The sequence below is a fragment of the Xylanivirga thermophila genome (assembly GCF_004138105.1).
Lineage (GTDB): Bacteria > Bacillota > Clostridia > Caldicoprobacterales > Xylanivirgaceae > Xylanivirga > Xylanivirga thermophila.
This window is the reverse complement of sequence record NZ_RXHQ01000001.1, coordinates 88,250-114,669: the sequence shown is the minus strand read 5'-3', so window position 1 is coordinate 114,669 and position 26,420 is coordinate 88,250. Positions and strand designations below refer to the sequence as shown.

Annotated in this window: 20 protein-coding genes and 1 pseudogene; 2 read left to right on the top strand and 19 right to left on the bottom strand. The window is 38.2% G+C overall.

The features are described from left to right. Positions 1–6 precede the first annotated feature (6 nt). The 7 genes from priA to EJN67_RS00500 all read right to left on the bottom strand — a co-directional run bounded on the left by priA (position 7) and on the right by EJN67_RS00500 (position 6,658). On the bottom strand, positions 7–2,268 hold the full coding sequence (gene priA, locus EJN67_RS00530; RefSeq protein WP_165000658.1) for a replication restart helicase PriA: 2,262 nt from the start codon (positions 2,266–2,268) through the stop codon (positions 7–9). 58 nt (positions 2,269–2,326) lie between these two features. Then, complete coding sequence (gene coaBC, locus EJN67_RS00525) at positions 2,327–3,517, bottom strand: bifunctional phosphopantothenoylcysteine decarboxylase/phosphopantothenate--cysteine ligase CoaBC (RefSeq protein WP_129721341.1); 1,191 nt, start codon at positions 3,515–3,517, stop codon at positions 2,327–2,329. Beyond that, positions 3,514–3,726 (bottom strand): DNA-directed RNA polymerase subunit omega, encoded by a 213-nt coding sequence (gene rpoZ / locus EJN67_RS00520; protein WP_129721462.1) that lies wholly within the window; start codon positions 3,724–3,726, stop codon positions 3,514–3,516. Before rpoZ ends, coaBC begins: the two co-directional genes overlap by 4 nt. Then, positions 3,704–4,342 carry a guanylate kinase gene (gene gmk, locus EJN67_RS00515; RefSeq protein ID WP_129721340.1) on the bottom strand — a complete coding sequence of 213 codons (639 nt, stop codon included), beginning with the start codon at positions 4,340–4,342 and terminating at the stop codon, positions 3,704–3,706. The genes rpoZ and gmk overlap by 23 nt, the downstream gene beginning before the upstream one ends. A 19-nt stretch (positions 4,343–4,361) precedes the next feature. After that, a complete protein-coding gene (gene remA, locus EJN67_RS00510; RefSeq protein ID WP_129721339.1) occupies positions 4,362–4,631 on the bottom strand; it encodes an extracellular matrix/biofilm regulator RemA in 270 nt (89 codons plus the stop codon). A 39-nt stretch (positions 4,632–4,670) separates the two neighbouring features. Next, positions 4,671–5,552, bottom strand: coding sequence for a YicC/YloC family endoribonuclease (locus EJN67_RS00505; protein WP_129721338.1), 882 nt, complete (start codon positions 5,550–5,552; stop codon positions 4,671–4,673). A 122-nt stretch (positions 5,553–5,674) separates the two neighbouring features. Next, positions 5,675–6,658, bottom strand: coding sequence for an AIR synthase family protein (locus EJN67_RS00500; protein ID WP_129721337.1), 984 nt, complete (start codon positions 6,656–6,658; stop codon positions 5,675–5,677). 119 nt (positions 6,659–6,777) lie between these two features. Here EJN67_RS00500 and EJN67_RS00495 point away from each other — a divergent pair, with 119 nt between their 5' ends. Next, positions 6,778–8,037 (top strand): hypothetical protein, encoded by a 1,260-nt coding sequence (locus EJN67_RS00495; protein WP_129721336.1) that lies wholly within the window; start codon positions 6,778–6,780, stop codon positions 8,035–8,037. A gap of 34 nt (positions 8,038–8,071) precedes the next feature. Here the strand turns inward: EJN67_RS00495 and gatB (EJN67_RS00490) are convergent, their stop codons facing one another. From gatB (EJN67_RS00490) to EJN67_RS00455, 8 genes are all read right to left on the bottom strand, one after another. Next, positions 8,072–9,502, bottom strand: a complete 1,431-nt coding sequence (gene gatB / locus EJN67_RS00490; protein ID WP_129721335.1) for an Asp-tRNA(Asn)/Glu-tRNA(Gln) amidotransferase subunit GatB — start codon at positions 9,500–9,502, stop codon at positions 8,072–8,074. 6 nt (positions 9,503–9,508) lie between these two features. Beyond that, on the bottom strand, positions 9,509–10,975 hold the full coding sequence (gene gatA / locus EJN67_RS00485; protein ID WP_129721334.1) for an Asp-tRNA(Asn)/Glu-tRNA(Gln) amidotransferase subunit GatA: 1,467 nt from the start codon (positions 10,973–10,975) through the stop codon (positions 9,509–9,511). A 24-nt stretch (positions 10,976–10,999) separates the two neighbouring features. Beyond that, positions 11,000–11,287 carry an Asp-tRNA(Asn)/Glu-tRNA(Gln) amidotransferase subunit GatC gene (gene gatC, locus EJN67_RS00480; RefSeq protein ID WP_129721333.1) on the bottom strand — a complete coding sequence of 96 codons (288 nt, stop codon included), beginning with the start codon at positions 11,285–11,287 and terminating at the stop codon, positions 11,000–11,002. A gap of 96 nt (positions 11,288–11,383) precedes the next feature. Continuing rightward, a complete protein-coding gene (gatB, locus tag EJN67_RS00475; RefSeq protein WP_129721332.1) occupies positions 11,384–12,820 on the bottom strand; it encodes an Asp-tRNA(Asn)/Glu-tRNA(Gln) amidotransferase subunit GatB in 1,437 nt (478 codons plus the stop codon). Between the two features lie 149 nt (positions 12,821–12,969). Further along, positions 12,970–14,760 (bottom strand): N-acetylmuramoyl-L-alanine amidase, encoded by a 1,791-nt coding sequence (locus EJN67_RS00470; RefSeq protein WP_129721331.1) that lies wholly within the window; start codon positions 14,758–14,760, stop codon positions 12,970–12,972. Positions 14,761–14,840: 80 nt separating this feature from the next. Further along, positions 14,841–16,832 (bottom strand): NAD-dependent DNA ligase LigA, encoded by a 1,992-nt coding sequence (gene ligA, locus EJN67_RS00465; RefSeq protein WP_129721330.1) that lies wholly within the window; start codon positions 16,830–16,832, stop codon positions 14,841–14,843. 15 nt (positions 16,833–16,847) lie between these two features. Continuing rightward, positions 16,848–19,139 carry an ATP-dependent helicase gene (locus EJN67_RS00460; protein WP_394347496.1) on the bottom strand — a complete coding sequence of 764 codons (2,292 nt, stop codon included), beginning with the start codon at positions 19,137–19,139 and terminating at the stop codon, positions 16,848–16,850. A gap of 102 nt (positions 19,140–19,241) precedes the next feature. Further along, the gene (locus tag EJN67_RS00455) at positions 19,242–19,550 is read right to left on the bottom strand and encodes a YerC/YecD family TrpR-related protein (RefSeq protein ID WP_129721328.1); all 309 of its coding nucleotides are present in this window, start codon (positions 19,548–19,550) and stop codon (positions 19,242–19,244) included. Positions 19,551–19,661: 111 nt separating this feature from the next. Here EJN67_RS00455 and EJN67_RS00450 point away from each other — a divergent pair. Beyond that, positions 19,662–20,138, top strand: a pseudogene (locus tag EJN67_RS00450) (LysM peptidoglycan-binding domain-containing protein); the annotation flags it as partial. A gap of 106 nt (positions 20,139–20,244) precedes the next feature. Here the strand turns inward: EJN67_RS00450 and EJN67_RS00445 are convergent. The 4 genes from EJN67_RS00445 to gyrB form a co-directional block, all read right to left on the bottom strand. After that, entirely contained in the window at positions 20,245–20,880 is a 636-nt protein-coding gene (locus tag EJN67_RS00445; protein WP_207207932.1) for a single-stranded DNA-binding protein, read from the bottom strand. A gap of 79 nt (positions 20,881–20,959) precedes the next feature. Beyond that, on the bottom strand, positions 20,960–21,736 hold the full coding sequence (locus tag EJN67_RS00440) for a polysaccharide deacetylase family protein (RefSeq protein ID WP_129721325.1): 777 nt from the start codon (positions 21,734–21,736) through the stop codon (positions 20,960–20,962). A gap of 56 nt (positions 21,737–21,792) precedes the next feature. Beyond that, positions 21,793–24,246, bottom strand: a complete 2,454-nt coding sequence (gene gyrA / locus EJN67_RS00435; protein WP_129721324.1) for a DNA gyrase subunit A — start codon at positions 24,244–24,246, stop codon at positions 21,793–21,795. A 3-nt stretch (positions 24,247–24,249) separates the two neighbouring features. Then, positions 24,250–26,205 (bottom strand): DNA topoisomerase (ATP-hydrolyzing) subunit B, encoded by a 1,956-nt coding sequence (gyrB, locus tag EJN67_RS00430; protein WP_129721323.1) that lies wholly within the window; start codon positions 26,203–26,205, stop codon positions 24,250–24,252. Between the last annotated feature and the right edge of the window lie 215 nt (positions 26,206–26,420).

Sequence of the window (26,420 nt, the reverse complement as noted above, 5' to 3'; positions counted from 1 at the left end):
CTATTTCTACAAAAGACTGACAGGATAAAAATCTATAATTACATTTTGTTCTTTATTCCCAAACTCTTCAATACATCTGTCTACTAGACAATGATACACCCCATCAAACATGGCATCTGGCCTTATTTTAATGAGTACCTGCCATCTATATCTATTATCTATCTTATCAATAGGTGCTGGATTAGCACCTATTGATATAAGTCCATTTTTTAAAATTATATCATTATCTATATTTTTCACAAGCCATTCTGATATTCTATGACTTAACTCAATAGTATCCTTTTCCACATCCCCTATGATCAATATCTTAATTATATTGGAAAATGGGGGATATAGAAACTGCTCCCTTAAATTTATTTCTTTTTTATAAAATGCTTCATAATCGTGATGGGAGGCATACTCTATTGCATAGTGATTAGGTTCATACGACTGAACGATTACCTTACCTCCCCTATCTCCCCTGCCTGTGCGACCTGCTACCTGAGTAACCAATTGAAATGTCTTTTCAGCACTTTTATACTCTGGAAGATTCAAGGAAGTATCTGCCGTTATTACTCCCACTAGGGTAACGTTTGGAAAATCCAATCCCTTTGCAATCATCTGCGTTCCTAACAATATATCATATTCCCCTCGTCTAAATGCAGCTAATATCTTTTCATGGGCATCCTTTGTAGATGTAGTATCCATATCCATACGCACAGTACGGACATCTGGAAACATCTTTGATAGCTGTTCTTCCAATCTTTGGGTACCTACACCAAACTGCTTTATAAAATGGCTGCCACAGTTTGGACATACATATGGATACCTATATCTTCGTCCGCAGTAATGACATTTTAATATCCTACCATCTGCATGATAGGTAAGGGAAACATCACATCTTTTACATTTTGCCACCCATCCACAGGATCTACATGATACAAACTGGGCATACCCACGCCTATTTAAAAGCAATATAGCCTGCTCTCTCCTATCAAGCACCTCTTTTATGGATATATAAAGCGCCTGACTAAACATTGTGCGATTGCCCTTAATAAGCTCATCTCTCATGTCTACGACTTCCACCGGAGGCATCCGCCTCTTATCTACACGATTTTTCATCTCAACCAGGGTATATTCTCCCTTTGTCATATCGTAGTATTGCTCTATGGAAGGAGTGGCAGTTCCTATCACCAATACACTCTCCTCAAGATTACACCGTTCTTTAGCCACATCTACCGCATGGTATCTCGGACGGCCTTCTGATTTATAGCTGTCATCATGGGCCTCATCTATTATTATTATTCCCAAATTTTTAAATGGGGCAAATACCGCTGAGCGAACCCCCACCACCATATCTACTTCTCCATGAAGTATCCTTTTCCATTCAAAGGCACGTTCCCCATCGGAGAGACGGCTATGCAGCACTGCAACCCGATTTCCAAATCTCATCTTAAACCTACTTATGGTCTGGGGAGTAAGGGATATTTCAGGTACCAGTATTATGGCCTGTTTGCCTTTAGCAACTATATCCCCAACTGCCCTCATATATACCTCTGTTTTGCCGCTACCTGTAACACCATGTAGGAGTATATTAGATTTCCCCTTTGCTATGGTATTACGAATAATGTCCAATGCTTCTTTTTGCTCTACCGTTAATTCGGGCAATTCGCATTTTTGACCATGCATATCACTAAAATTTGCAATATCTGGCTGACCTTCATATATGTCTATAAGACCCCTCTTTACAAGTCCATTAAAACTAGATGCAGGTGCACCCGTATCACCTGATATTATATTCAATGGCAAATCCCCATCGTTTTTATATAGCACATCCAAAATATCTGCCATATATCTTGACCTTTTCCCCACTTGCTCCATATATGCATCCAGCCCATCTAGTATTTTAAGATGCACCATTTTGGGTCTATTAGGCCTTGTATTCTTTCGTATGCCCGGTGGTACAAATGCATTTATTGCATCTATAAGCATACAATGACATTTTTCCTTCATCCAGTAAATAAGAGGAATAGCCCGTTCAGATAGAACAGGCTCTTTGTCCAGTACCTTTATTATGGATTTTAGTCGATTATGAGGCAGTTGTGTGTAGTTTGATACTTTCAATACGTATGCCTTTATAGCTTTATTACTAATGCCAAAAGGCACTAAGACCCGTTTGCCTACCAAATAATCCCCCATCAGCTCTTCTGGCACTATATAATCAAAATGTCTATCAATGGAAGGATGAGCCTGATCCACTACTACCGATGCATATATATCTTTATCCACAACCGCCTTCCTCCCCATTATCATATAACCTAAATAAAAGGGTACTATGTACCCTTTTCTATTTGTCCAGCTTTCTATCTATTATTACATCCAATATACGTTGAGCTATAATCTCCTTTTTAGTTATAGACATTTCTAGTCTATCTCCATCGGCACAAAGGAGTATCCCTCCATTTGTATCTCCTGCAAATCCTGCTCCCGTCTTGGATACATCATTTACAAATATAAAATCGAGATTTTTCTCCTTAAGTTTCTTGTTTGCATATGCCTCTATATTTTCTGTCTCTGCTGCAAAGCCCACCAGTATCTGATTTTTTTTGCGTCTGCCCAATTCCTTCAATATATCGGGATTTTTAACAAACCTTATTACAAGGTCATCTGCATCCTTTTTTATCTTTTGACTGCTCACCATATCCGGTCTATAATCACCTACAGCAGCTGTCTTAAACACTATTTGACATTGGCCAAATAGCGACATAACCGCATCGTACATCTCATAGGCAGTCTCCACCCGGTATACATGCACACCAACTGGCGTTTTTATATTTGTAGGCCCTGTTATTAAATGTACCTCTGCACCGCGTTTTCTGCATGCATCTGCTATCGCATAGCCCATCCTACCAGATGAAGGATTACTTATAAATCTCACAGGATCAATATACTCCCTAGTAGGACCAGCTGTTACCAATACCTTTGTGCCTTTTAGATCATCCCTTTGGCGTAATAGTCCAACTACTTCAGCTACTATATCATCTACCTCCGCCAATCTACCTTCCCCTACATCACCACAAGCAAGTAGTCCCTTTGCAGGTGGTATAAACATATACCCACGTTTTTTTAAAGCCTCTATATTATCCTGTAGTATGGGATTTTTGTACATATTGGTATTCATGGCTGGTGCAAATACCACCTGCCCCCTTGTAGCCATAATAGTAGTAGATAAAAGGTCATCAGCTATGCCATGGCATACCTTGGAGATAATATTGGCTGTGGCGGGAGCTATCAGCATTATATCTGCCCATTTCGCCAGAGATATATGATCTATCTCATAGTTTTCAGTAGCATGCTTAAATGTATCATAATAGACGGGATAGCCGGATAGGGTCTGCAATGTAAGAGGCGATATAAATTGCTTGGCATTTTCAGTCATTATAACTTTTACATCTATTCCCTTTTTCTTAAGCCTGCTGATTATCTCTGCTCCCTTATAGGCTGCAATACCTCCGGTTATACCCAGTACTACATTCATTTTATTCCCTCTTTTGCACTTCTGTACTTTATCTTTTCCAAGTTTACTTCATGTACCGCAATAGTAACAGGTTTTGCAGATTCATCTTCCACATCAATTAGAGGTTTTTCTCCTGCAACCAGCTGCCTAGCCCTCTTTGCCACCTCTACTACTAAGGTATATCTGCTGTCCACCTTTTCCATTATCTCATTGAGCGGTGGATCTATCATCATATGACATCCCTCCACTAAAATTTTTATATATATCCTTATTCCTCTTTACTTTACATTTTTCCGCCGTAACTATGGATTCTATATATGATACGGCATTTCCCACCTCGTCATTTATTACCACATAATCATATTTATCGAGGAAACCAATCTCCTTGCTGGCATTTTCTAGACGTTTTTCTATTACATCAAGCGTCTCAGTACCTCTGCCTATTATACGCCTTTTCAGCTCTTCCATAGAAGGAGGTAGTATAAAAATAAATACTCCATCCCCAAAACTTTCCTTTACCTGAAGGGCGCCTTGAATATCTATCTCCAATATCACATCTCTGCCCATGTTCAGCTGCTCATAGACAAAATGTTTAGGTGTCCCATAATAATTATCTACAAATTTGGCATATTCTAAAAGCTCTCCATTTTTTATCATGTTCTCGAAGGTATCGTGGTCTTTAAAAAAGTAGTTTACGCCTTCCTTTTCACCCTTGCGTGGCAATCTGGTAGTAGCGGAAATGGACAGCATAACCTCATGATGTCTCTCTAAAAAAGCCTTACACACCGTTCCCTTGCCTGCACCAGATGGGCCTGAAATAACTATTAATAGTCCCTGCTGCTTCATTCCTTCCTCCTTATGGTAACTACTCCTCATCAAAACCCAGATGAGAATCCTTAGAATCTAGTCTATTAGCCACCGTCTCAGGCTGTACAGCCGATAATACCACATGATCACTGTCTGTTATTATAACTGCCCTAGTCCTTCTACCATAGGTGGCATCTATAAGCATACCCCTATCCCTTGCATCTTGTATAATTCGCTTTATCGGTGCTGATTCAGGACTAACTATTGCCACTAACCTGTTCGCTGAAACGATATTCCCAAAACCTATGTTTATCAATTTTATCCCCATAATCATCCTACCTTTCATGTAAAATTTAAATAGCCTATACTATTCGATATTCTGAATTTGCTCTCTTATTTTTTCCAACTCACTTTTCATCTCTACTACGTAATTTGTTATAACGAGGTCATTGGCCTTTGATCCTATCGTGTTAGTCTCCCTATTCATCTCTTGGACTAAAAAATCCAGTTTGCGACCTATGGGCGTATCTAAAACGAGCGTTTCCTTTAGCTGATTTATATGACTATCTAAACGTACCAACTCTTCTGTAATATTTGATCTGTCTGCAAAATACGCCACTTCAGTATTAAATCTTGCCTCGTCCAAATCAGGAGTTGCCTTTAATATCTCCGATAGACGTTGGCCTAATTTCTCTTTGTATTCCTCCACCACTAATGGCGCACGCTTTTCTATCTCCATTGTCATATCCAAAATCATATCAGCTCTCATGGATATATCCTGCTGAAGTCTATGCCCTTCATCCTTCCGCATAGTTTTTAATAATTCCAAGGCCTTCATAGTAGCCTGCTTTGCCATATCACCTATTAGCTCTTCATCTTCCGGTGCCTGATTAACGACTATTATATCATCTATGCCTAGTATATGAGACATCGCCATATCATTTCTTATATTATATTCCTGTTCCAATCGTTCAAATGATGCAAGGTAGCTTTTTAAAAGTGAATCATTTATATCCACTTGATAACCATCTTCTGAGGTATTTACATAATCAACAAACACCTCAACCCTGCCGCGGGATAGATTGGATTGTATCAAACTACGTACATTTTCTTCAACAAAAGATATATTCCTAGGTATACGCAAGTTTATATCTAAAAATCGATGATTAAGTGTTTTTATCTCCACACTAATCTCGCGCCCTTGCTCATTGATAATCCCTCTGCCAAATCCCGTCATACTTACAGCCATAAAATACCTTCCTCCATAATATATATCAAAATCACATAGATAAACAAAGCTTTCATTAGTATTATAGCACAAGCACTAAATTTTTAAAGCATTTTGTTAATTTTTTTCTGTATTTGACCTTTTTATGATAGCACTTTATATAGTTCATCGGATTTAGGAGGAGTTATTATGTATCTATCATTACCTATTATCATCCACTTTGTATCATCATCTATTACCTTGCCGATAACCGTACATAGTATACCTTTCTTTGACAATGCATCTATTATTAGCTCTGGATTATTAGAAACCATCAACATTGATCCACTCGATATAAGTCTTAGAGGATCTATATTCAGTATTTTGCATACCTCTCTGGTTTCATGAGCTACTGGTATATCATCTATATATACCTCTATTCCCTTGCCCATTGTCTCAGATAGTTCCCATAGCGCTCCTAATACACCACCTTCAGTCACATCATGCATACTTCGTGCCCCAAGACGGGCGGCAATGCGGGCTTCAGGAACTACACTTATACTTTCAAGACATCGCTTGGCCCTATGCAAAAACCCATCATCGAAACATTTTTTCAACATATCCTCCCGATCATGGGCTAAAATAGCAGTCCCCTCCAAACCTGCCATCTTGGTCATCAATATATAATCTCCAATCTTGGCATCGGACGGCTGCACAAATAAGTCCTTTGATACCCTGCCAATGGCTGTAACGGATATAAGTATGCGATTAACACTATCTGTTATTTCCGTATGACCACCTAATACATCTATATCCAATTCAATACAAGTTTCACTTATTTCATGAATTATATCCTCTATATCATCTATACTGCCTTCGGGAGGTGCTAATATGGTAATGGTAACACCTACCGTTTGTGCTCCAGTAGTAGCTATATCGTTACAAGATATATGCACTGCCAATTTACCTGCATTTGCATCAGCCGCTGTTATTGGATCTGTAGAAACCACACAATACTCATCACCCATATCTATTATTCCACAATCCCTGCCTATTCTAGGTCCTGCTACAACATCCTCCCTAATATTTTTAAATTGGGAAATTACATACTTTTCCAATTCCTCATTAGATAATTTTCCTATCTCCACAGTATGCCTCCATTAAATAAACAAAATAATCTTTAAATGTTATTTTAACATCATTTAGCGTAAATTTAAACCTTTATGCATAAAGATGATAATAGATAATAAAGGGAGGTAGAACCTAGATGATTCTGGATTTTGTATTATCCCATGTGATATCAATATTATTTCTGTCAGGTAATGGCATACCTATCAATCAAAGATACACATGTGAGTTTGCACACTCAAATGAAAATGGCAAACCTTTGGCAGCATTATACCCAAAGGCTATACCAATAGCCGATAACAACTTTGAATGGAAAAAACAAAAAGGGCTCCATGCACCCTGTATATATACTACCGGCCGTAGTATTACCCTGCTATCAAAAACATATTCTATACTATCGAATAATATATTGGATCAACTGCCCATAGAACAGGGCACAATCAATGATTTTAATAAACTGTCCAAGATACAACTGGCATATTGCATGGAGGTCATATACAAAGATCCTATTCCAGCCCATATAATTGCCTCAGTACTAGAAGGGTGTTTAAACGTAATAAAAACAAACCCCCATAGTACAGAATTAAATGAATGGGCAGAATATCTTTATGATAGGCTAAAAGTAGCATATCAGCCCGATAAGTATGACATTCCAATACTCTGTCAGATAGCCAAGACATTAACAATGTATAACAGTCAAAAAAATATGATATCACAGGATGAATTGGTAAGCAAAATAGCACTTGAGATAATAAGCTGCAAAAACAAATTTGGCCTGCTTGGGAAACACCCATATATTGATAGCACAGCACCTATCAGCGATCAATTTTTGGCCATAGACGCCCTCCTTAGCTGCTATCCCATTGTACAGCTAGATACTTTATATGAAGAGGCTTTTTATATCTTCAACAACCTATATAACATGGCATATAATCCGTTTATTGGATATTTCACTTTTGGAAGGGATAGGAGAATTCGATATACTGCCTTAGACCTTGAATCTATAATAAGGGGACTCAATACTGTATACACATGGACTGAAGGAGAGGAAGAAAGGCGGGAGATTGGAGAAATACTGGACAAAAATTATATTACTTTAATACTTGATACCTTTTTTGATCGTTTTAAAAATAAATATGATACGATGATATCGTATTATAAAAATGAAGATCATTTTGAGCAAATAGCTTTTTCAGGATCTGCTCCAGTATTTCCCTCTACTATCTTTTTAGAGTTTCCAGGTCCTGTGGTCAAATGGCCCATTGCAAAATACATTTGCATAGGTGATATATTGTCACTGTGCTCTACCATGCTTGACAATCTAGAAAATACTAATAATACATTAACCTCTGAATATCAATTTTTACTAGACCTAGTGATGCGCATACTTCACGCATAATTGAACAAATAAAAAAGGCTAATATTAGCCTTTTTTATTTGTTCAATTCTTCCTTGAGTATTTTATTTACCATTTGCGGGTTTGCCTTACCCTTTGTAGCCTTCATAGTCTGTCCTACCAAATAGCCCATAGCCTTTTTCTTACCTGCTTTATAATCCTCTATGGACTTTGGATTGTTTGATAATACATCTTTTACTATTTCCCTCAATGCACCTTCATCTGATATCTGTTTAAGACCTTTTTCATCAACTATGGTCTCTGCATCCTTTCCAGTATCAAACATCTCTTCAAATACCGTCTTACCGATGGATATGCTTATAACTCCCTTGTCCACCAATTTTATAAGATCTATAAGGCCCTCTGGGGTAATCTTTACTTCCGCCATCTCTATACCCCTGTCCTTTAATAGTCTCAATAGATCACCCATTACCCAGTTACTCACTGTCTTTGGGTTGTCATACAGTTTTACTGTTTCTTCAAAGAATCTTGCAACTTCCTTTGAGGATGTAAGTACCCCTGCATCATACTCTGGCAGGCCGTACTCATCTACATAACGCATCTTTTTATCATCTGGAAGTTCGGGCAATTCTCCTTTCAATTTTTCCACCCATGCCCTATCCATTATTATGGGAGGCAGATCTGCATCTGGGAAATATCTATAGTCATCCGCCTCTTCCTTTGATCGCATGGAAAAGCTCTTACCTAGAATATCATCCCATCTTCTAGTTTCTCTAATCACCTGACCGCCTTCCTCTAGTATGCTTATCTGTCTATCTATCTCATACTGTATAGCCCTATATGTGGCCCTAAATGAGTTTATATTCTTCATCTCGGTACGCACACCAAACTCAGTTGAACCTTCTGGCATTATGGACACGTTAACATCGCATCTTAGAGAACCTTCCTCCATTTTACAATCCGATACTTCTATATATTCAAGTATGGACTTTATCTTTTCAAGGAATATCCTCGCCTCTTCTGCTGAGCGCAAGTCAGGTTGTGATACTATCTCTATTAGGGGTACACCTGCCCTATTATAATCCACCATAGTACCCATATCCCATTGGTCATGAATAAGCTTTCCCGCATCCTCTTCAAGATGGATTTGCCTTATGCGTATCCTGCGAATTTCCCCATCCACATCTATATCCAAATATCCATCTTTACATAGGGCAAAATCATATTGGGAATCCTGATATGCCTTGGCTAAATCAGGGTAAAAATAGTGTTTCCTATCTATTTTACTATACTCTGAAATATTACAGTTTAATGCAAGTCCAGCCTTTACAGTATACTCCACCGCATTTTTATTGATCACAGGAAGTGTACCTGGCATCGCTATACAACCAGGACAACAATGGCTGTTCGAATCCCTTGTAAAATTTGCAGCACATCCACAAAATAACTTTGTATTGGTACTAAGCTCTGCATGCACTTCCAATCCTATTACCGATTCATAATTCATTATATATTACCCCCAGTTCACAGCAGGTTTCTTTATGTGATAATCAGTATTTTGTTCAAATGTATATGCCGCTTGAAGTAATTTATCCTCTTCAAATGCCTTTCCAATAAGTTGCATCCCTATAGGAAGACCCCTGCTGTCAAATCCACAGGGCATGGACATACCTGGTAATCCTGCTATATTTACAGGTATAGTATATACATCTGACAAATACATCTGTAGTGGATCAGTCTTTGCACCAAATGTAAATGCTGTAGTAGGACTTGTTGGTGAAAGTATAATATCATATTTCTTAAAAGCCTTGTCAAAATCCTCTTTTATAAGTGTCCTAACCTTTAGGGCCTTTAGATAATATGCATCATAATATCCAGAGCTAAGGGCATAGTTGCCAAGCATTATCCTGCGTTTTACTTCAGGGCCAAAGCCTTGCGTCCTAGTGTTTTTATACAAACTATCCAGGTCATCATACTCTGAAGCACGATATCCATATTTTACACCATCGTATCTGGCTAGGTTGGAACTTGCCTCAGCACAAGCAAGTATATAATAGACTGATAGTGCGTATTCAGTATGGGGAAGGGATATCTCCTCTATCTCTGCACCTAGACTTTCAAATGTAGCTATAGCCTTTTCAATTGCTTTTTTTATCTCGGGATCTAGGCCTTCACCAAAATACTCTTTAGGAACACCTATTTTCCATCCCTTTACATCATCCTTTAACGCCTTAGTGTAATCCGGATAATCAATATTTGCCGATGTAGCATCCATATGATCATGTCCAGTTATGGCGTTTAAGACTAATGCACAGTCTGTCACATCCTTTGTAAACGGTCCTATTTGATCTAGAGACGAAGCAAATGCTATCAATCCATATCTGGACACAGCACCATATGTAGGCTTAAACCCTACCAATCCACAGAAAGAAGCAGGCTGTCTAATAGAACCACCAGTATCCGAACCTAGGGAAAAGAAGGCCTGATCTGCTATGACCGATGCAGCAGAGCCACCACTTGATCCACCAGGAACCCTGGTTATATCCCATGGGTTACATGTCTTTTTAAATGCAGAATTTTCTGTAGATGAGCCCATGGCAAATTCATCCATATTAAGTTTCCCAAGCAGTATGCTCTTCTGTTCTTTTAAACGCTTTGCTACTGTAGCATCATAAGGAGGTACAAAATTCTCCAGCATTTTAGATGCACAGGTGGTCTTTATCCCCAATGTACACATGTTATCCTTCAATGCCATGGGAATACCGGCAAGTGGCGGGAGTTCACTTCCTTCATGTATAGCCTTGTCCACCTCTTTAGCCTGATTCAATGCTTCATCGAAGTTTAATGTTATAAATGCATTTATCTTGTTCTCTACCGCTTGTATACGATCAATTGTTGATTTAGTAAGTTCACTAGCACTTATTTCTTTTTTAGCAAGTAGATCTTTTGCTTCATGAATAGTCAATTTATAAAGTTCCATGCATATCCCTCCATTTCGTTCTCATTATTCTACTACCTTCGGTACTTTGAAACACCCATCCTGTGCATCAGGTGCATTTTCAAGCAATACATCCCTATCCATGCTGGGCTTTACCACATCTTCTCTAAATACATTTTGCATATGCAGCACATGGATGGTAGGTTGTATCCCATCTGTATCCAATTCAGAAAGTTTATCGGCATATTCAAGAATCTCACTGAGATCATGGGCTACCTTTTCTTTTTCATCATCATTTAGTATAAGCTGGGATAAGTTAGCCACGTGTTCGACTTCTTTTATAGAAACCTTCATATTATATATCTCATCCTTTCATAAACATATTCATTTATAAACTGGTTATAGCCAGCTGATATTCTACCACATTTTGTATAGCCATTCAAACAGTTGTCAAGCCCTATCCAATTCTTCCTTGAGTATTTTATTTACCATTTGCGGGTTTGCCTTACCCTTTGTAGCCTTCATAGTCTGTCCTACCAAATAGCCCATAGCCTTTTTCTTACCTGCTTTATAATCCTCTATGGACTTTGGATTGTTTGATAATACATCTTTTACTATTTCCCTCAATGCACCTTCATCTGATATCTGTTTAAGACCTTTTTCATCAACTATGGTCTCTGCATCCTTTCCAGTATCAAACATCTCTTCAAATACCGTCTTACCGATGGATATGCTTATAACTCCCTTGTCCACCAATTTTATAAGATCTATAAGGCCCTCTGGGGTAATCTTTACTTCCGCCATCTCTATACCCCTGTCCTTTAATAGTCTCAATAGATCACCCATTACCCAGTTACTCACTGTCTTTGGGTTGTCATACAGTTTTACTGTTTCTTCAAAGAATCTTGCAACTTCCTTTGAGGATGTAAGTACCCCTGCATCATACTCTGGCAGGCCGTACTCATCTACATAACGCATCTTTTTATCATCTGGAAGTTCGGGCAATTCTCCTTTCAATTTTTCCACCCATGCCCTATCTACCACTATAGGCACCAGATCAGGCTCAGGAAAATACCTATAGTCCTGGGCTTCTTCCTTTGTACGCATTGTATAACTTTTGCCTAAGGCATCATCCCATCTCCTAGTTTCTTGGCCTATGGTACCTCCTTCCCCTAACACCTGTATATGTCTTCGAGATTCATACTCCATAGCTCTATATGCCGCCCTAAATGAATTTAGATTTTTCATCTCGGTACGTATACCAAACTCCTTTTGTCCTCTGGGTCGTACTGATACATTAACATCGCATCTTAGAGAACCTTCCTCCATTTTACAATCCGATACTTCTATATATTCAAGTATGGATTTTACCTTTTCAAGAAATATCCTACCTTCTTCAGGTGAACGCATATCAGGTTCTGTTACTATCTCTATTAATGGTACTCCACATCGATTATAGTCTACAAATGATTCAGTTTCAGACTGATCATGAACAAGTTTTCCGGCATCTTCCTCTAAATGAATGCGATTTATTCCTATTCGCTTTACCTGACCATCCACTTCTATATTCAAATACCCCCCATAGCATAAGGGCAAATCAAACTGGGATATTTGGTAAGCCTTTGGTAAGTCTGGGTAACAATAGTTTTTTCTATCCATCTTGCTATATTCTGCAATATTACAATTAAGCGCCAGACCTGCCTTTATGGCATATTCTACCGCCCTTTTGTTTACAGATGGGAGCACCCCAGGCATCCCTGTACATATCGGACAACAATGTGTATTGGGTTGCCCGCCAAATTCAGTAGTACATCCACAAAATACTTTTGAATGGGTACTAAGCTCAGCATGAATTTCAAGACCTATTACTGTCTCATAATTACTCATACAACTACCTCGCTCTATTTTTTAATTTTACATCGTAATATTTTATACCATGTTAGATATTTTACTACTTTTTGCTCATTTATACAACGTTTCATTCTTTTTGGCCTCTAATAAAAAAGGAAATGGCCATAAGGTCATTCCCCTTTTCATCAATTAAAATAAGATACTATACCTTTATACAACCCCTGTGCTACATCTTCCCTAGTCTGAGCTTTATTTAAAAGGTCGAGATCATTGGGATTATTAATAAATCCTACCTCTACAAGGGCAGAAGGTAAATTTTGTTCCCTAAGTACTGCGAAATCAGCAGTGTATAAATACCCTGATTTTTTTGCAAAATTAGTTGTCTCATTTATCGATTCAATCAATCTTTGAGAAAAATATCTTCGCTTTTGATCATTATAATTTTTATAATAGTTGGACTGGGCATTAGGACGATGATATACCCTTACGCCCGATGCACCGGTTTGAACAGCATCTCCAGTAGAATTACAGTGTATTGACAAAAATACTATATTGCTCTGATATTTTTCAGCTGTCAAATCAAATATCTCCGCTAAATCCTTATTGGCTGTAGTGTTTATACTACTCCCAGTATAGATGCCCGATCTTCCTTTGTATGAAGGTTTTGCAAGGGTTTCCTTAACTCTAGCCTGTTTAGCCTTCAAGTCTGCTAATCTAGCAATATCATCCCCTGAGATATTGTTTTCCAATCTAGATATTTGATTCTTTAAATCATCTATCTCGTTTGAGAGGGATAACACCAAGGGAAGTTTTAAATCTATCTCTTTATCAAAAGCGGAAATTTCTTGTTTTAATTGATCTTTTTGTTCATTCTCAACCCCATCTAACTGTTCTAACTTGAACTTGCTTTCCTTTATCTGGTCATCCAAGTAGATAATTCGATCACGAATATTATCTATTTCGATTTCCTTTTGTTCTTTTAGCTGCTTTAGCTCATTCAGCTGAGCCTGTGAATTTTGGGCATTTTGGTTGTTTTGTATCTTTTTCTCTAAGTAAGCTATTTCCTGCTCTAAAATATAATTGTTGACAAAGGCACCACGATAATATAATTCTGCAGTCACATCACTATTGCGTGTCATAAGTACTGTAGCGCCCGCCTCTTTCAGCATTCTCTCCAATCTCAGGGCCATATCCAAGGTAAAATCCTTTTCCTTAAATCCATTGGATGTCGCTCCTGAATCTCTACCACCATGCCCTGGATCAAGTATTACTACCTTACCTTTTAATGCCCCTGGCACACCACGGAAAGGCGTAAACCCATCATCAGGCTGTGTTGGCTGTGGGTTTGGAGCTGGTTCCGGACTTGGGTTTGGATTTGGTATTTCATCGCCCCTTGAAGGTATGCTAGAGCTTGAAAACAGTTTTTCTGCAGTATTTTTACCGACTATACCATCCGCACTAAGCCCATTAGTACGCTGAAATGCCATTACTGCATTGTGAGTACCTTGTCCAAATATACCATCTGCTTTGCCACAATCGTAACCTAACTGATTTAATCGGTTTTGAAGAATCACTACCTCCGTTCCTCTACTGCCCATTCGAAGTAGAGATGTTATGGGTACATTGCTTGTAGATGAATCTGGATTATTGTTTCCTCCAGATTGTGACGGTACATTGGCTTGTCCATCAAATAGCCTATCTAGAGTATTCCTCCCAACTATGCCGTCCGCACCAAGCCTGTTTGCTCGCTGAAATGCCACTACTGCATTATATGTAGACCGTCCAAATATTCCATCAGCCTTCCCGCAATTATACCCTAACTGATTGAGCCTATTTTGCACCATCGCTACATCTGCCCCACGACTACCCAGTCTAAGTAGCCTACTGATATTTACCGGAGCAGCAAGTGCACTAGATGCATAAGATAGTACAACAACTGTTAAGATTAGTATAAGACTTATTTTGCGTTTGTTCACTTTCTCATCTCCCTATAAAATATTAAATCATTTTTAAAAAGATAAATCAACCTTTTTATTCCTTATATATTAAATAGTACTTATGACCTATTTAACAGGGCATTAAATTCTTCCTCATCTATTATTTTGACACCTAAATCTTTTGCCTTTTGAAGTTTACTTCCGGCCTTTTCTCCCGCCAATACACAATCTACCTTTTTGCTAACGGAAGATACTACCCGTCCTCCCCTCTCTTCTATTGCCTGTTTTGCCTCTTCGCGAGTATAATTTTCTAAAGTTCCGGTTAATACAAAAGCCATACCCTCTAAAGCATTACCTATTTCTCGTCTTTTGTATTCCAAACTTACTCCCGCCTTCCGAAGCTTTTCCACTAGAGCAATATTCTGAGGCTGTCTAAAAAAGGTAACTATGCTATTTGCAATCTTATCTCCTATTTCATCAATCTGTAAAAAGTCATCTGCTTCTGCGGTTATGATATTATCAATATGTCCAAAATAGCCGGCAATGAGAGATGCCGCTCTAGTGCCTACAAGAGGTATCCCCAGGGCAAATAACAATCTATCAAGCCCGCGACCCTTGCTCTCATCTATAGCACGTATAATATTAGTAGCCGATTTTTCTCCCATGCGTTCCAAACTTTTTAGCTGATCATGGGTTATATAATAAAGATCACCAGCATCATGTATAAGACCATTATCTAAAAGCTGATTTATTATGGCAGGGCCCAATCCATCTATATCCATAGCATCCCTAGATGCAAAATGAATAATCAGCCTGCTTATCTGTGCAGGGCAAGCATCCCCTATACACCTTGAAGCCGCTTCCCCTTCCAATCGTACCACTTTTGCACCACATATGGGACATACATTTGGCATAGTAAACGGCTTTTCATCCCCAGTCCTCTTTTCCTTTCTAACCTCATATACCTCCGGAATGACATCTCCTGCCTTTTGAATTATGGCGATATCTCCTATTCTTATATCTTTTTGCTTTATATAATCCTTATTATGTAAAGTAGCCCGTGATATGGTAGAACCAGCTACTACTACCGGTTCAAATACAGCCGTAGGTGTAAGTACTCCTGTCCTTCCAACCTGCACTATTATATCAAGAATCTTTGTCTCCTGCCTCTCTGGAGGAAATTTGTATGCAATGGCCCAACGAGGATTTTTTGCAGTAAAACCCAGCACTTCCCTTTGAGATAGATCATCCACCTTTAGTACCAATCCATCTATATCAAATGAAAGGGCATGCCTCTTGTCCTGCCAATCATTGCATACCTTTGCCATATCCTCTATAGAAGCTGTGTTTAGTATGGCAGGTATTATTTTAAAGCCCAGTTCTTTTAAATACTCAAGGCTCTCCATATGACTCTTTAAGTGTACATCCCGTGTCTGCTGAATATTAAATACGAATATATCAAGATCACGTGTAGCAGTAATCTTAGGATCTAGCTGTCTTAAGGAACCTGCCGCAGCATTTCTTGGGTTAGCAAATAAATTTTGCCCAGCCAATGCCCGTTCAGTATTGAGCTTTTCAAACGCCTTCTTCGGCATGAATACTTCTCCCCGAACTATTATGTCAACAGGCTTGTTAAGCTTCAATGGAATGGATTTTATAGTCCTTATATTTTGGGTAATATCTTCACCTACAAATCCATCTCCCCTAGTAGCACCCCTTACGAATACACCTTTTTCATATTCAAGTGCCACTGATAATCCATCTATCTTTGGCTCTATAATATATCTTACATCTCTTCCAACAGTATTTTTAACACGCCTATCAAAATCCTTGAGTTCGCCGTCGTTAAATGCATTCGCAAGGCTGAGAAGAGGCACCACATGCTGTACTGTCCCAAATTCCTTTATTGGTTGCCCACCTACCCTTTGTGTAGGCGAATCAGGAGTTATAAGTTCTGGAAATTTATTCTCCAGCTCTATTAGCCTATTTAGCATCTTGTCATATTCATAATCCCCAATCTCCGGATCATCCAATACATAATATCTGTAATTATGGTATCTTATCTTTTCTCTTAATTTTTGTACTTCTTCTTTAACTTTTTGTATATCCAACTTCTAATACCCCTTCTAATCTATTTTTTTAAGAGGTGCCAAACTGGCTAGAAACTTGCGTATACCTCCCTGTTCAAAGGCGATTGCAAGCTCAGTATCATCATCATTCCTTTTTTGTACAGAGACCACCGTTCCCTGTCCAAACCTCTTGTGCATCACCCTATCTCCTAGACTAAATCTTTGTTTAATATGATTTTGTTGTGGAATCTCTGGGGCTACTGCCTTTTTGCTAATTTGTTTACTAACTACTCTTTCTTCTTTTTTTTCATTCTTCGAGCCAGGCAATGTAAACATAATACAATCATCTGGAAGCTCATCTATAAATCTAGACGGTATACATGACTGAAAAGTTCCATATAAAGTTCTATTCAGTGCATAAGAAATATATAAAAGTTTCTGTGCCCTAGTAATACCTACATAACAAAGTCTCCGCTCTTCTTCCAGTCTCCCGTCTTCATAAATGGCTCTAGAACTTGGAAATATACCATCTTCCAAACCCGTCATAAATACTACAGGAAATTCAAGGCCCTTGGCGCTATGGAGTGTCATAAGGGTAATTGCAGCATCATCTTCACCAAGATTATCAAGATCCGATACCAAGGCAATATTCTCAAGAAAATCTATCAATTGGGCATCTGGATTTTCCTTTTCAAACTCACTAGCAGCCGACACAAACTCTTTTATGTTTTCTATGCGGCTCTCGCCTTTTTCATCTTTGCTTTTTTGAATATAATCCATATATCCAATCTGTTCTATAAGATTCTCTATAAATTCTGTAACTGGCATAACCTGACTCATGGCTATTAGATTGGACATAAGGGATCCAAATTCTTTTAGCTTCCCAGTCGCCCTCGAGAGATCGTCCCTATATTTTTCAGCATCTAAAATAATGCCAAACATACTGTCCCCATGCCTTATTGCAGTCTGTTCAAGATTAGCTACTGTAGTCTGACCTATGCCGCGTTTTGGTTCATTTATTGCCCGTTTCAAACTCACATCATCATTCGGGTTTACGATAAGACGTAAATATGATACTATATCCTTTATTTCTTTTCTGTCATAAAAACGCAAACCTCCATATATGCGGTAGGGGATTGCATATTGCATCAATGCCTCTTCCAGTACCCTTGATTGGGCATTCATCCTGTAGAGTATTGCAAAATCCGAATTTTTATATCCGTTTTCCCTTAGCTGTGCTATGGTTCTACATATAAACTGAGCTTCATCCCGTTCATCTACAGCTTTGTATATCCGTATTTTATTACCAGATTCTTTGCTAGTCCATAAATTTTTTGGCTTTCTTGAATGATTATTGCCTATTACTTTGTTTGCTGCATCCAGTATGACCTGAGTCGATCTATAGTTTTGTTCCAGTTTTATAGTAAGGGCATTTTCAAAATCCTTTTCAAAATCCAGTATATTTCGTATATCAGCCCCTCTCCATCCATATATCGACTGGTCATCATCCCCCACAACACAGATATTTCTGTGCTTTTTAGATAGCAATTTTACGAACATATATTGGGCATAGTTCGTATCCTGATATTCATCCACCATTATATATTTAAATTTTCTTTGATAATAGTCAAGTATATCTGGTCTAAGGGTAAACAGCTCTACTGTCATGTTTATTATATCATCAAAATCCAGGGCATTATTCTGTTTAAGCTTTTGCTGATATAATTTATAGAGTTTTGCCATCTGTTCATCCCTATATTTGCCCCTTACCTCTTTTTCATATTCTTCAGGTTTTTTAAGTTTGTCCTTCAAGTTGCCTATATGTGATTTTACACTTTTTACATCAAAATATTTCTCGTTATACTCTAGTTCCTTTATACAATCTTTTATGATACTTTTCTGATCACTATCATCATATATTACAAAATTTCTAGAATAGCCTATCTTCTCAATATCTCGCCTAAGTATTCTTACGCAGGCAGAATGAAATGTGCTTATCCATATATCCGATGCCCTTTCTCCTATAAGGGACATTACTCTCTCTTTCATCTCTTTTGCTGCCTTGTTTGTAAAGGTTATAGCCAATATACTACCAGGATATACACCCTTCTCTTCCAATAGATATTTTATCCTATCATCAAGTGGGTCATTTTGAGAATTTTGCACCATGTCCTCCATGACCCTAATATCCTCCAAAGTTAGATCTTCTGGCGTATAATCACTATTATAAACATTACCAAATTGTATCAATCTCGATATGCGATTTACCATTACGGTGGTTTTCCCCGATCCTGCTCCCGCCAAAATAAGTATAGGGCCATCCCCTGCCAGTACAGCCCTCCGCTGCATACTGTTCAAATTAACATACTTATTCTCTATTATCTTATCCCTTAACAGACAATACTTTTCCTTCAATTCGTTATTTAACATACATAATCACCCATTTAACTTTTATTTGTCCGTTCCCCCATATCCAAGCCTGTCCAATATTGTATTATATCCATCAGCACCATACATAAGACATCTGTTAACCCTACTTATGGTGGCAGTACTAGCTCCTGTTTGTTCTGCGATTTCGGTATATGTATTCCTTTGACGAAGCATTATAGCTACCTGTAACCTTTGAGCTAAAGATTTTATTTCGTTTATTGTACATATATCTTCAAAGAATCTATAGCATTCCTCTGTATTTTCAAGGGCTAAAATAGCCTCAAATAATTGATCCACAGATGCATCCTGAATTTTTGACTCATAACTCATATCCATACACCTCCTTGTATGATATTTTTATACCACTTAGCATATTTAGTAACCATCCTATTCCATAGTGCATACACTGTATTATGCACACAACAAGAAAGGAGTGTTATTATGTCCTATGTGGTACAGCCAGGCGATACACTATATAGCATCGCAAAACGTTTTAATACTACCGTTGAAGCAATAATGGCTGCTAACAACATACAAAATCCCAGCCTCATATACCCAGGACAGCTAATTATAATACCGGGGGCATCTGATGGTACCCCACCAACTGGATTTTACTATATAGTACAGCCTGGTGATTCTTTATACAAAATAGCACAAAAATATAATGTACCTTTAAGGGATCTTATAGCAGCCAATGCTATACAGCCACCTTATACAATATATCCTGGTCAAAGAATTCTAATACCAAAGGCTCAACCCCCTTCTCCGCCACCTGGAGGCCAAGTGTATATAGTTAAAGAAGGAGACACATTATACTCTATAGCTAAAAAGTTTGATGTTCCAATAGATAGTATAATAAAACTCAATAATATACCACGTCCCGATCTCATATATCCGGGACAAAGACTTTTGATTCCTACTAAACCTACCTAATAGTAGAATTAAAACCAGGAATCCATCCTGCGATGGATTCCTTTTTTATTCTAACACATTAATATAATAAAAAAAATGCCCAAGGCATTTTTTATGATGATTCTTGTTTGACTGCTTCCATCTTAGTTATGGATACTTCATATGCAGTCTTTTCTACTACGTTATCCTCAGACAATTTTTTTTGGTATTGACGACTTTGTATCCTCCCCCATAACACTATATTATCACCTACCGATAGGGTACTGCAAAATCTTGCATTTCTTCCCCATGCAATCGCCGGAATATAGTCAGATTTGTTATATGGACGATTGACGGCCAAAAGAAGATCTGCTATTTCCCTTTTAAATGGTGTTACCCTATATATGGGAGGTTTACATATAAATCCATTCAAATATATCTGATTAGGATTTTTCAGCTCTTCCTGTTGCATTGATATGTCCCTTGCGAAAACGGTCAATATAAGCCTGCTCGCACCGTTTAAAAACTTATTATAAGACCTTAATTGACCCTCTACAACCACCTTTGCACCGGGTGAGAGCGTTGTATCGCCGGTAAGCAATCTCTCTGATACGGTAACAGGCAATAAGTCTACATAACCACTAAGCCTTGGAATAGATAAATTAAAATCATAGAATCCCTCACCATATATCTGATGACTAAATTGTAAAGGCGAATCTACAGTACCCGATAAGAGTACTTTGTTACTTTCACTTTTATTATCACCCATTTTGTACCTCTCCCTTCCCCTATTCATCTGCAGCAGATATATCTAACACCATATATATTCCTGTAGATAATATTTATACCTAATTATCTATTTTTCTTTGCCTACCAGTGTGATCAATAGAGTAACTGTCCTTGTAAATTAACTCCGATATGGGTACTATCTCATACCCTTGCTCGATAAGATTATCCAATATCACAGGCAAAGCCTGAGGAGTATATTTGGCGTTATTATGGAAGAGAACTATAGACCCATTTTGTACTTTTTTAAGCACTTGATTTACAGTATGATCTGCACCATACTCTTTCCAATCCAAGGAATCCACATCCCATTGTATGGGGTAATACCCCAATTCTCGGCAGGTAGTAACGAGTACATCATTATAATCTCCATATGGAGGTCTAAAAAGCTTGACTGCCCTATCTCCCGCCAACTGTTCGTTCTTTTTCTGAGTAGTTTCAAGTTCATTTATTATCTGCTGCCGCGATAGCTTTGACATATGGGGATGGGTGGTTGAATGATTCCCTATTTCATGCCCTTGACCTGCAATCTCCCTTACCTTATCGGGATATTTGTCCACCCATATACCTACTAGAAAAAAAGTGGCCTTTATATCTCGCTCATCCAATATCTTAAGAATCTCTCCGGTGTATTCTGCACCCCAGGCAGCATCAAATGAAATGGCAATCTTTTTTTGGTCCGTTTCTACACAATATATAGGTAACTGTCTAGTATTATCAAAAAATACGTTTACTCCTTTGGGGTTTAAAGTCTGTGAATATGCAACAGATACTAGGACCAACAAAAACACTACCAATATCCTTAAAGCTCTTGTCTTTGATATATATACTACATTCATATTTTAACACCTCACTAATAATCTATTTATACTAAGTGAGGTATATGACATAAAAATTAATAATAATTACGGTATGCAAATGATATCACATTTGCTATGGGACTTAATAAATGTCCCCTACCACCCCTATCTCCATCCTTTATATCCTCAGTACTCACACGGATGCTATCCCCATCTACTGGCTGAAGTATTATCTCATAGGGCTGGTTATCATAAAATACAGATATAACTTCCGTTCCATTCCTGCCGTTCTTATTAAGACTAATACCTTTAAATCCTATACCACCTCTACCCTGTCTTTCAAATTTTTCCGCCTTGACTTTATGTCCAAAGGCCATATCGGTAATCATACTAACTTTTCCATCATCCTTTACTTCATTCCCCCATATTACTTCGTCATTATCCTTTAACTGGATCCCCCTAACTCCACAGGCTGTCCGCCCCATGCTACTTACTTCCTGACCGCTAAATCTTATGCTCATGCCATTTTTAGTAATTAAGAGTATATCTGCCTCACCATGGGTCAATTGGGCGCCTATTATCCTGTCATCCTTTTTTAAACCACAAGCCTGTATTTTGGTTCTTTTTGCCTCATATTCTGATAAAATAGTACGTTTTACCATACCGCCTGATGTATAGAACTGTATATATCTGTCTTCTGAAAACTCCTTTATCGACAAAACAGATATTATATGTTCATTCGTATCCAAACCATTTATCAAGCTAGATAACTTTACTCCCCTATCCTTCCACTTGCCTTCAGGTATATTAATACAATCTATACTATAGCAATTGCCTATATCGGTAAAGAACAATAATCTATGATCTGTAGATGAATCGACTAAATATTCCATATAGTCGCCTGCTCTAATATCTACAGTTTCAACATCCTTACTTGAACGGTTGAATGATTTTAAAGATACCCTCTTTATTTCCTGGTTATGGGTAAGGGTAATCACCATATCTTCCACATAGATAAGATCTTCTATCTTTATCTCAGCCTCCGAGCTATCCCTTATTATCTGAGTACGGCGGGGACATGCGTATTTTTTCTTTATATTCCCTAGTTCTTTCTTTATAATAGCTAAAAGTTGTTTTTCTGATGATAATATGGCCGACAGTTTTTCTATAGTCTTTAAAAGACCATTGTACTCCTTTTCAAGTTCTATACTCTCTAGATTGGTAAGCTTTTGAAGCCGCATATCCAAAATAGCCTGAGCCTGAATCTCCGTCAGATCAAACTCAGACATGAGCTTTCCCCTTGCTTCCTTTGGATTTTTAGATGAACGAATAAGTGCTATAACCTTGTCTATATCCTCTATAGCCTTTATGAGTCCTTCAAGTATATGGGCCCTAGATTTGGCTTTTTCAAGGTCATGTATGGTGCGCTTTGTAACTATATCCTTCTGGTGTGCTATATAGTAATCAATCATTGACTGAAGACCAAGTTGCCTGGGTTTACCATCTGCTATTGCCACCATATTTATACCGAATGTAACTTGAAGATCGGAATATTTATAGAGATAGTTTAATATCTTTTCCGCATCGGCATCCTTCTTAATCTCTATAACAGCCCTTATTCCTTTACGATCTGACTCATCCCTTATATCCGATATACCACTTAATATGCCTTTACGTTCCTCACTAAGTTTCAATATCTTCTCCAATAGATTGGCCTTATTAACCTGATAGGGCAATTCACTTATAACCAATGCTTTTTTGCCATTGCCGATATCTTCTATATCCACCTTAGCTCGTATAATTACCTTGCCCCGACCAGAATTATATGCATCATATATACCTTCCTGTCCTACCAGTATACCTCCCGTGGGAAAATCAGGACCTGGTATTATCTTTAATAACTCTTCAAGAGAAATATCCGGGTCATGCATCCTAGCTATTACGCCGTCTATCACCTCTCCAAGATTGTGAGGCGGTATATTTGTGGCAAGGCCTACAGCAATACCTGAGGCACCATTTACTAACAGATTGGGAAAACGCGCCGGCAGTACCTCCGGTTCCTTAAGGGTATCGTCAAAATTTAATCCAAATGGCACTGTATCCTTTTCTATATCCCTAAGCATCTCCATGGCAAGGGGTGTCATCTTTGCCTCAGTATAGCGCATTGCAGCTGCAGAATCACCATCTATTGATCCAAAGTTACCATGTCCGTCTACAAGCATTTCACCCATATTAAACGGCTGAGCCATACGGACCATTGCATCATACACCGATGTATCCCCATGTGGATGATATTTACCAAGTGTATCACCCACAATTCTCGCAGATTTTCTATATGGCTTATCAGGTGATAGATCTAGTTCATACATGGTATAGAGTATCCTACGCTGTACTGGTTTTAATCCATCCTCTACCCTAGGAAGGGCACGTTCCATTATTACATACTCTGCATAGGGCATTATGGAATCATGCATTACCTCTTCCAATGGTCTTTGTATTACTATATTTCCTTTAATATTATTCAAATCTTTTTTTCTCTTTCTTGCCATATCCTATACCCCCATCTCCTGAAAAGTATCTACCTTGTTAAAATTTGCATGTCGGCTTATATACTCCCGCCTTGGCTCTACCCTATCTCCCATCAGCACTGTAACCAGCTTGTCCGCCTCTGCCGCATCTTCTATCGTAACCTGAAGTATTGCCCGTCTTTCTGGATCCATGGTGGTCTCCCATAATTGCTCAGGATTCATCTCACCTAAACCTTTGTATCGCTGTATCGTGTATCCCTTGCCTACCTTTTTAATCTTATCCTTAAGCTCCCCGTCATCATATGCATACTCTATCTTTTTGCCCTTTTGTACCTTGTAAAGAGGCGGGAGTCCAATATATACATGTCCTCTGGCTATCAATTCCCTCATATATCTGAAGAAAAAAGTAAGAAGTATTGCCCTTATATGAGCACCATCCTGGTCAGCATCTGACAATATTATAACCTTATCATATTTTAAATTATCTATATTAAAATCCTCATCTATACCCGTACCTAAAGCGGATATTATGGTCCTAAATTCTTCATTTGCAAGTACCTGATCTAGCCTTTTCTTTTCCGCATTTAAAGGCTTGCCCCTAAGTGGCAGTATAGCCTGAAAATGCCTTTCCCTACCCTGCTTTGCAGAACCGCCAGCAGAATCACCCTCTACTATAAAAAGCTCATTTATCCTAGGATCACGACTGGTGCAGCTAGCTAATTTACCTACAAGTGGTGCACTATCCAGTCCACTTTTCTTCCTTGCAACATCTTTGGCCCGTCTAGCTGCCTCCCTTACTTTAGCAGCCTTTATGGCCTTATCTATTATAAGTTTTAACGTGTTATCATATGTTGTATCCTCCATCAAGTGCACAAGCCCATCTGTTACCATACCTTCCACTGCCGATCTGGCTTCGGAATTTCCCAGCTTGGTCTTGGTTTGGCCATCAAACTGTACATTATGCATCTTAACGGATAATATGGCATTTATACCTTCTCGCACGTCCTCACCTGTTAAATTATTATCCCGTTCCTTTAGTAATCCCAATTTCCTTGCATAATCGTTGAATACCTTAGTAAGGGCCGATTTAAATCCCGTCTCATGGGTACCACCTTCAGTGGTGGGAATATTGTTTACATATGAAAATATATTCTCAGTATAGGAATCGGTATATTGAAATGCAACCTCCAAATATATACCATCTCTTTGATCTTCAAAATATATTATATCGTTATGAATAACGTTCTTGTCCTCGTTTAAATAGTGGACAAAATCAGCAATTCCACCATCATATATAAACTTTTGTTCCAAAATATCGTCATCATTGCGCTTATCCTTTAGCACTATAAATATGCCCTTGTTTAAAAATGACAATTCTCTAAGACGCTTAGATATTATATCCACATTAAATTTTACATCATCAAAGACCCTGTCATCGGGTAGAAAAGTAATCTTAGTCCCTGTGCCACTAGTCCCCCCCACTTCTTCCAAAGGGGTAACCGGCATACCAGATATTATTTTATTCAACTTTTTATCATATACACTTTCATATCTTTGTCGATAAAGCTTTCCGTCCCTTTTTATCTCTACTTCCAACCACCTTGACAGGGCATTTACTACCGATGCCCCAACACCATGCAAACCACCGGAAAAATTGTAAGAATCTATATCAAACTTGCCCCCTGCATGAAGCTGGGTAAATACCACTTGAACGCCTGGTATTTTTAGCTTTGGATGATTGTCAACGGGTATACCCCTACCATCATCTATAACTGAAACACTGCCATCTTTATTCAATACTACCTCTATACCTTTAGCAAAGCCGTTTACTGCCTCATCTACGGCATTATCTATTATCTCCCATAAAAGATGATGAAGCCCGCGAATACCGGTAGAACCTATGTACATCCCCGGACGCATACGGACTGCTTCTAATCCTTCCAATACATGAATATGATTTGCGTCGTACGCCCTGTCCATTAAAAAACCTCCCATTTATAGAACGTGTGTTCCTTCTTTTCTTCCTTTTTTCATTATATGATTATCTTTTATTTAAGTCAACCATATATAAAGTAAGCCTCAATCCGTAATTTCAAAATAGATAGTATGATATAATCATATTATAGTATAGTTGTAACAAAGTTACGTGATTTTATCAAATCAAAAGTTAAAAACAAACATTCCATCAATAAAAA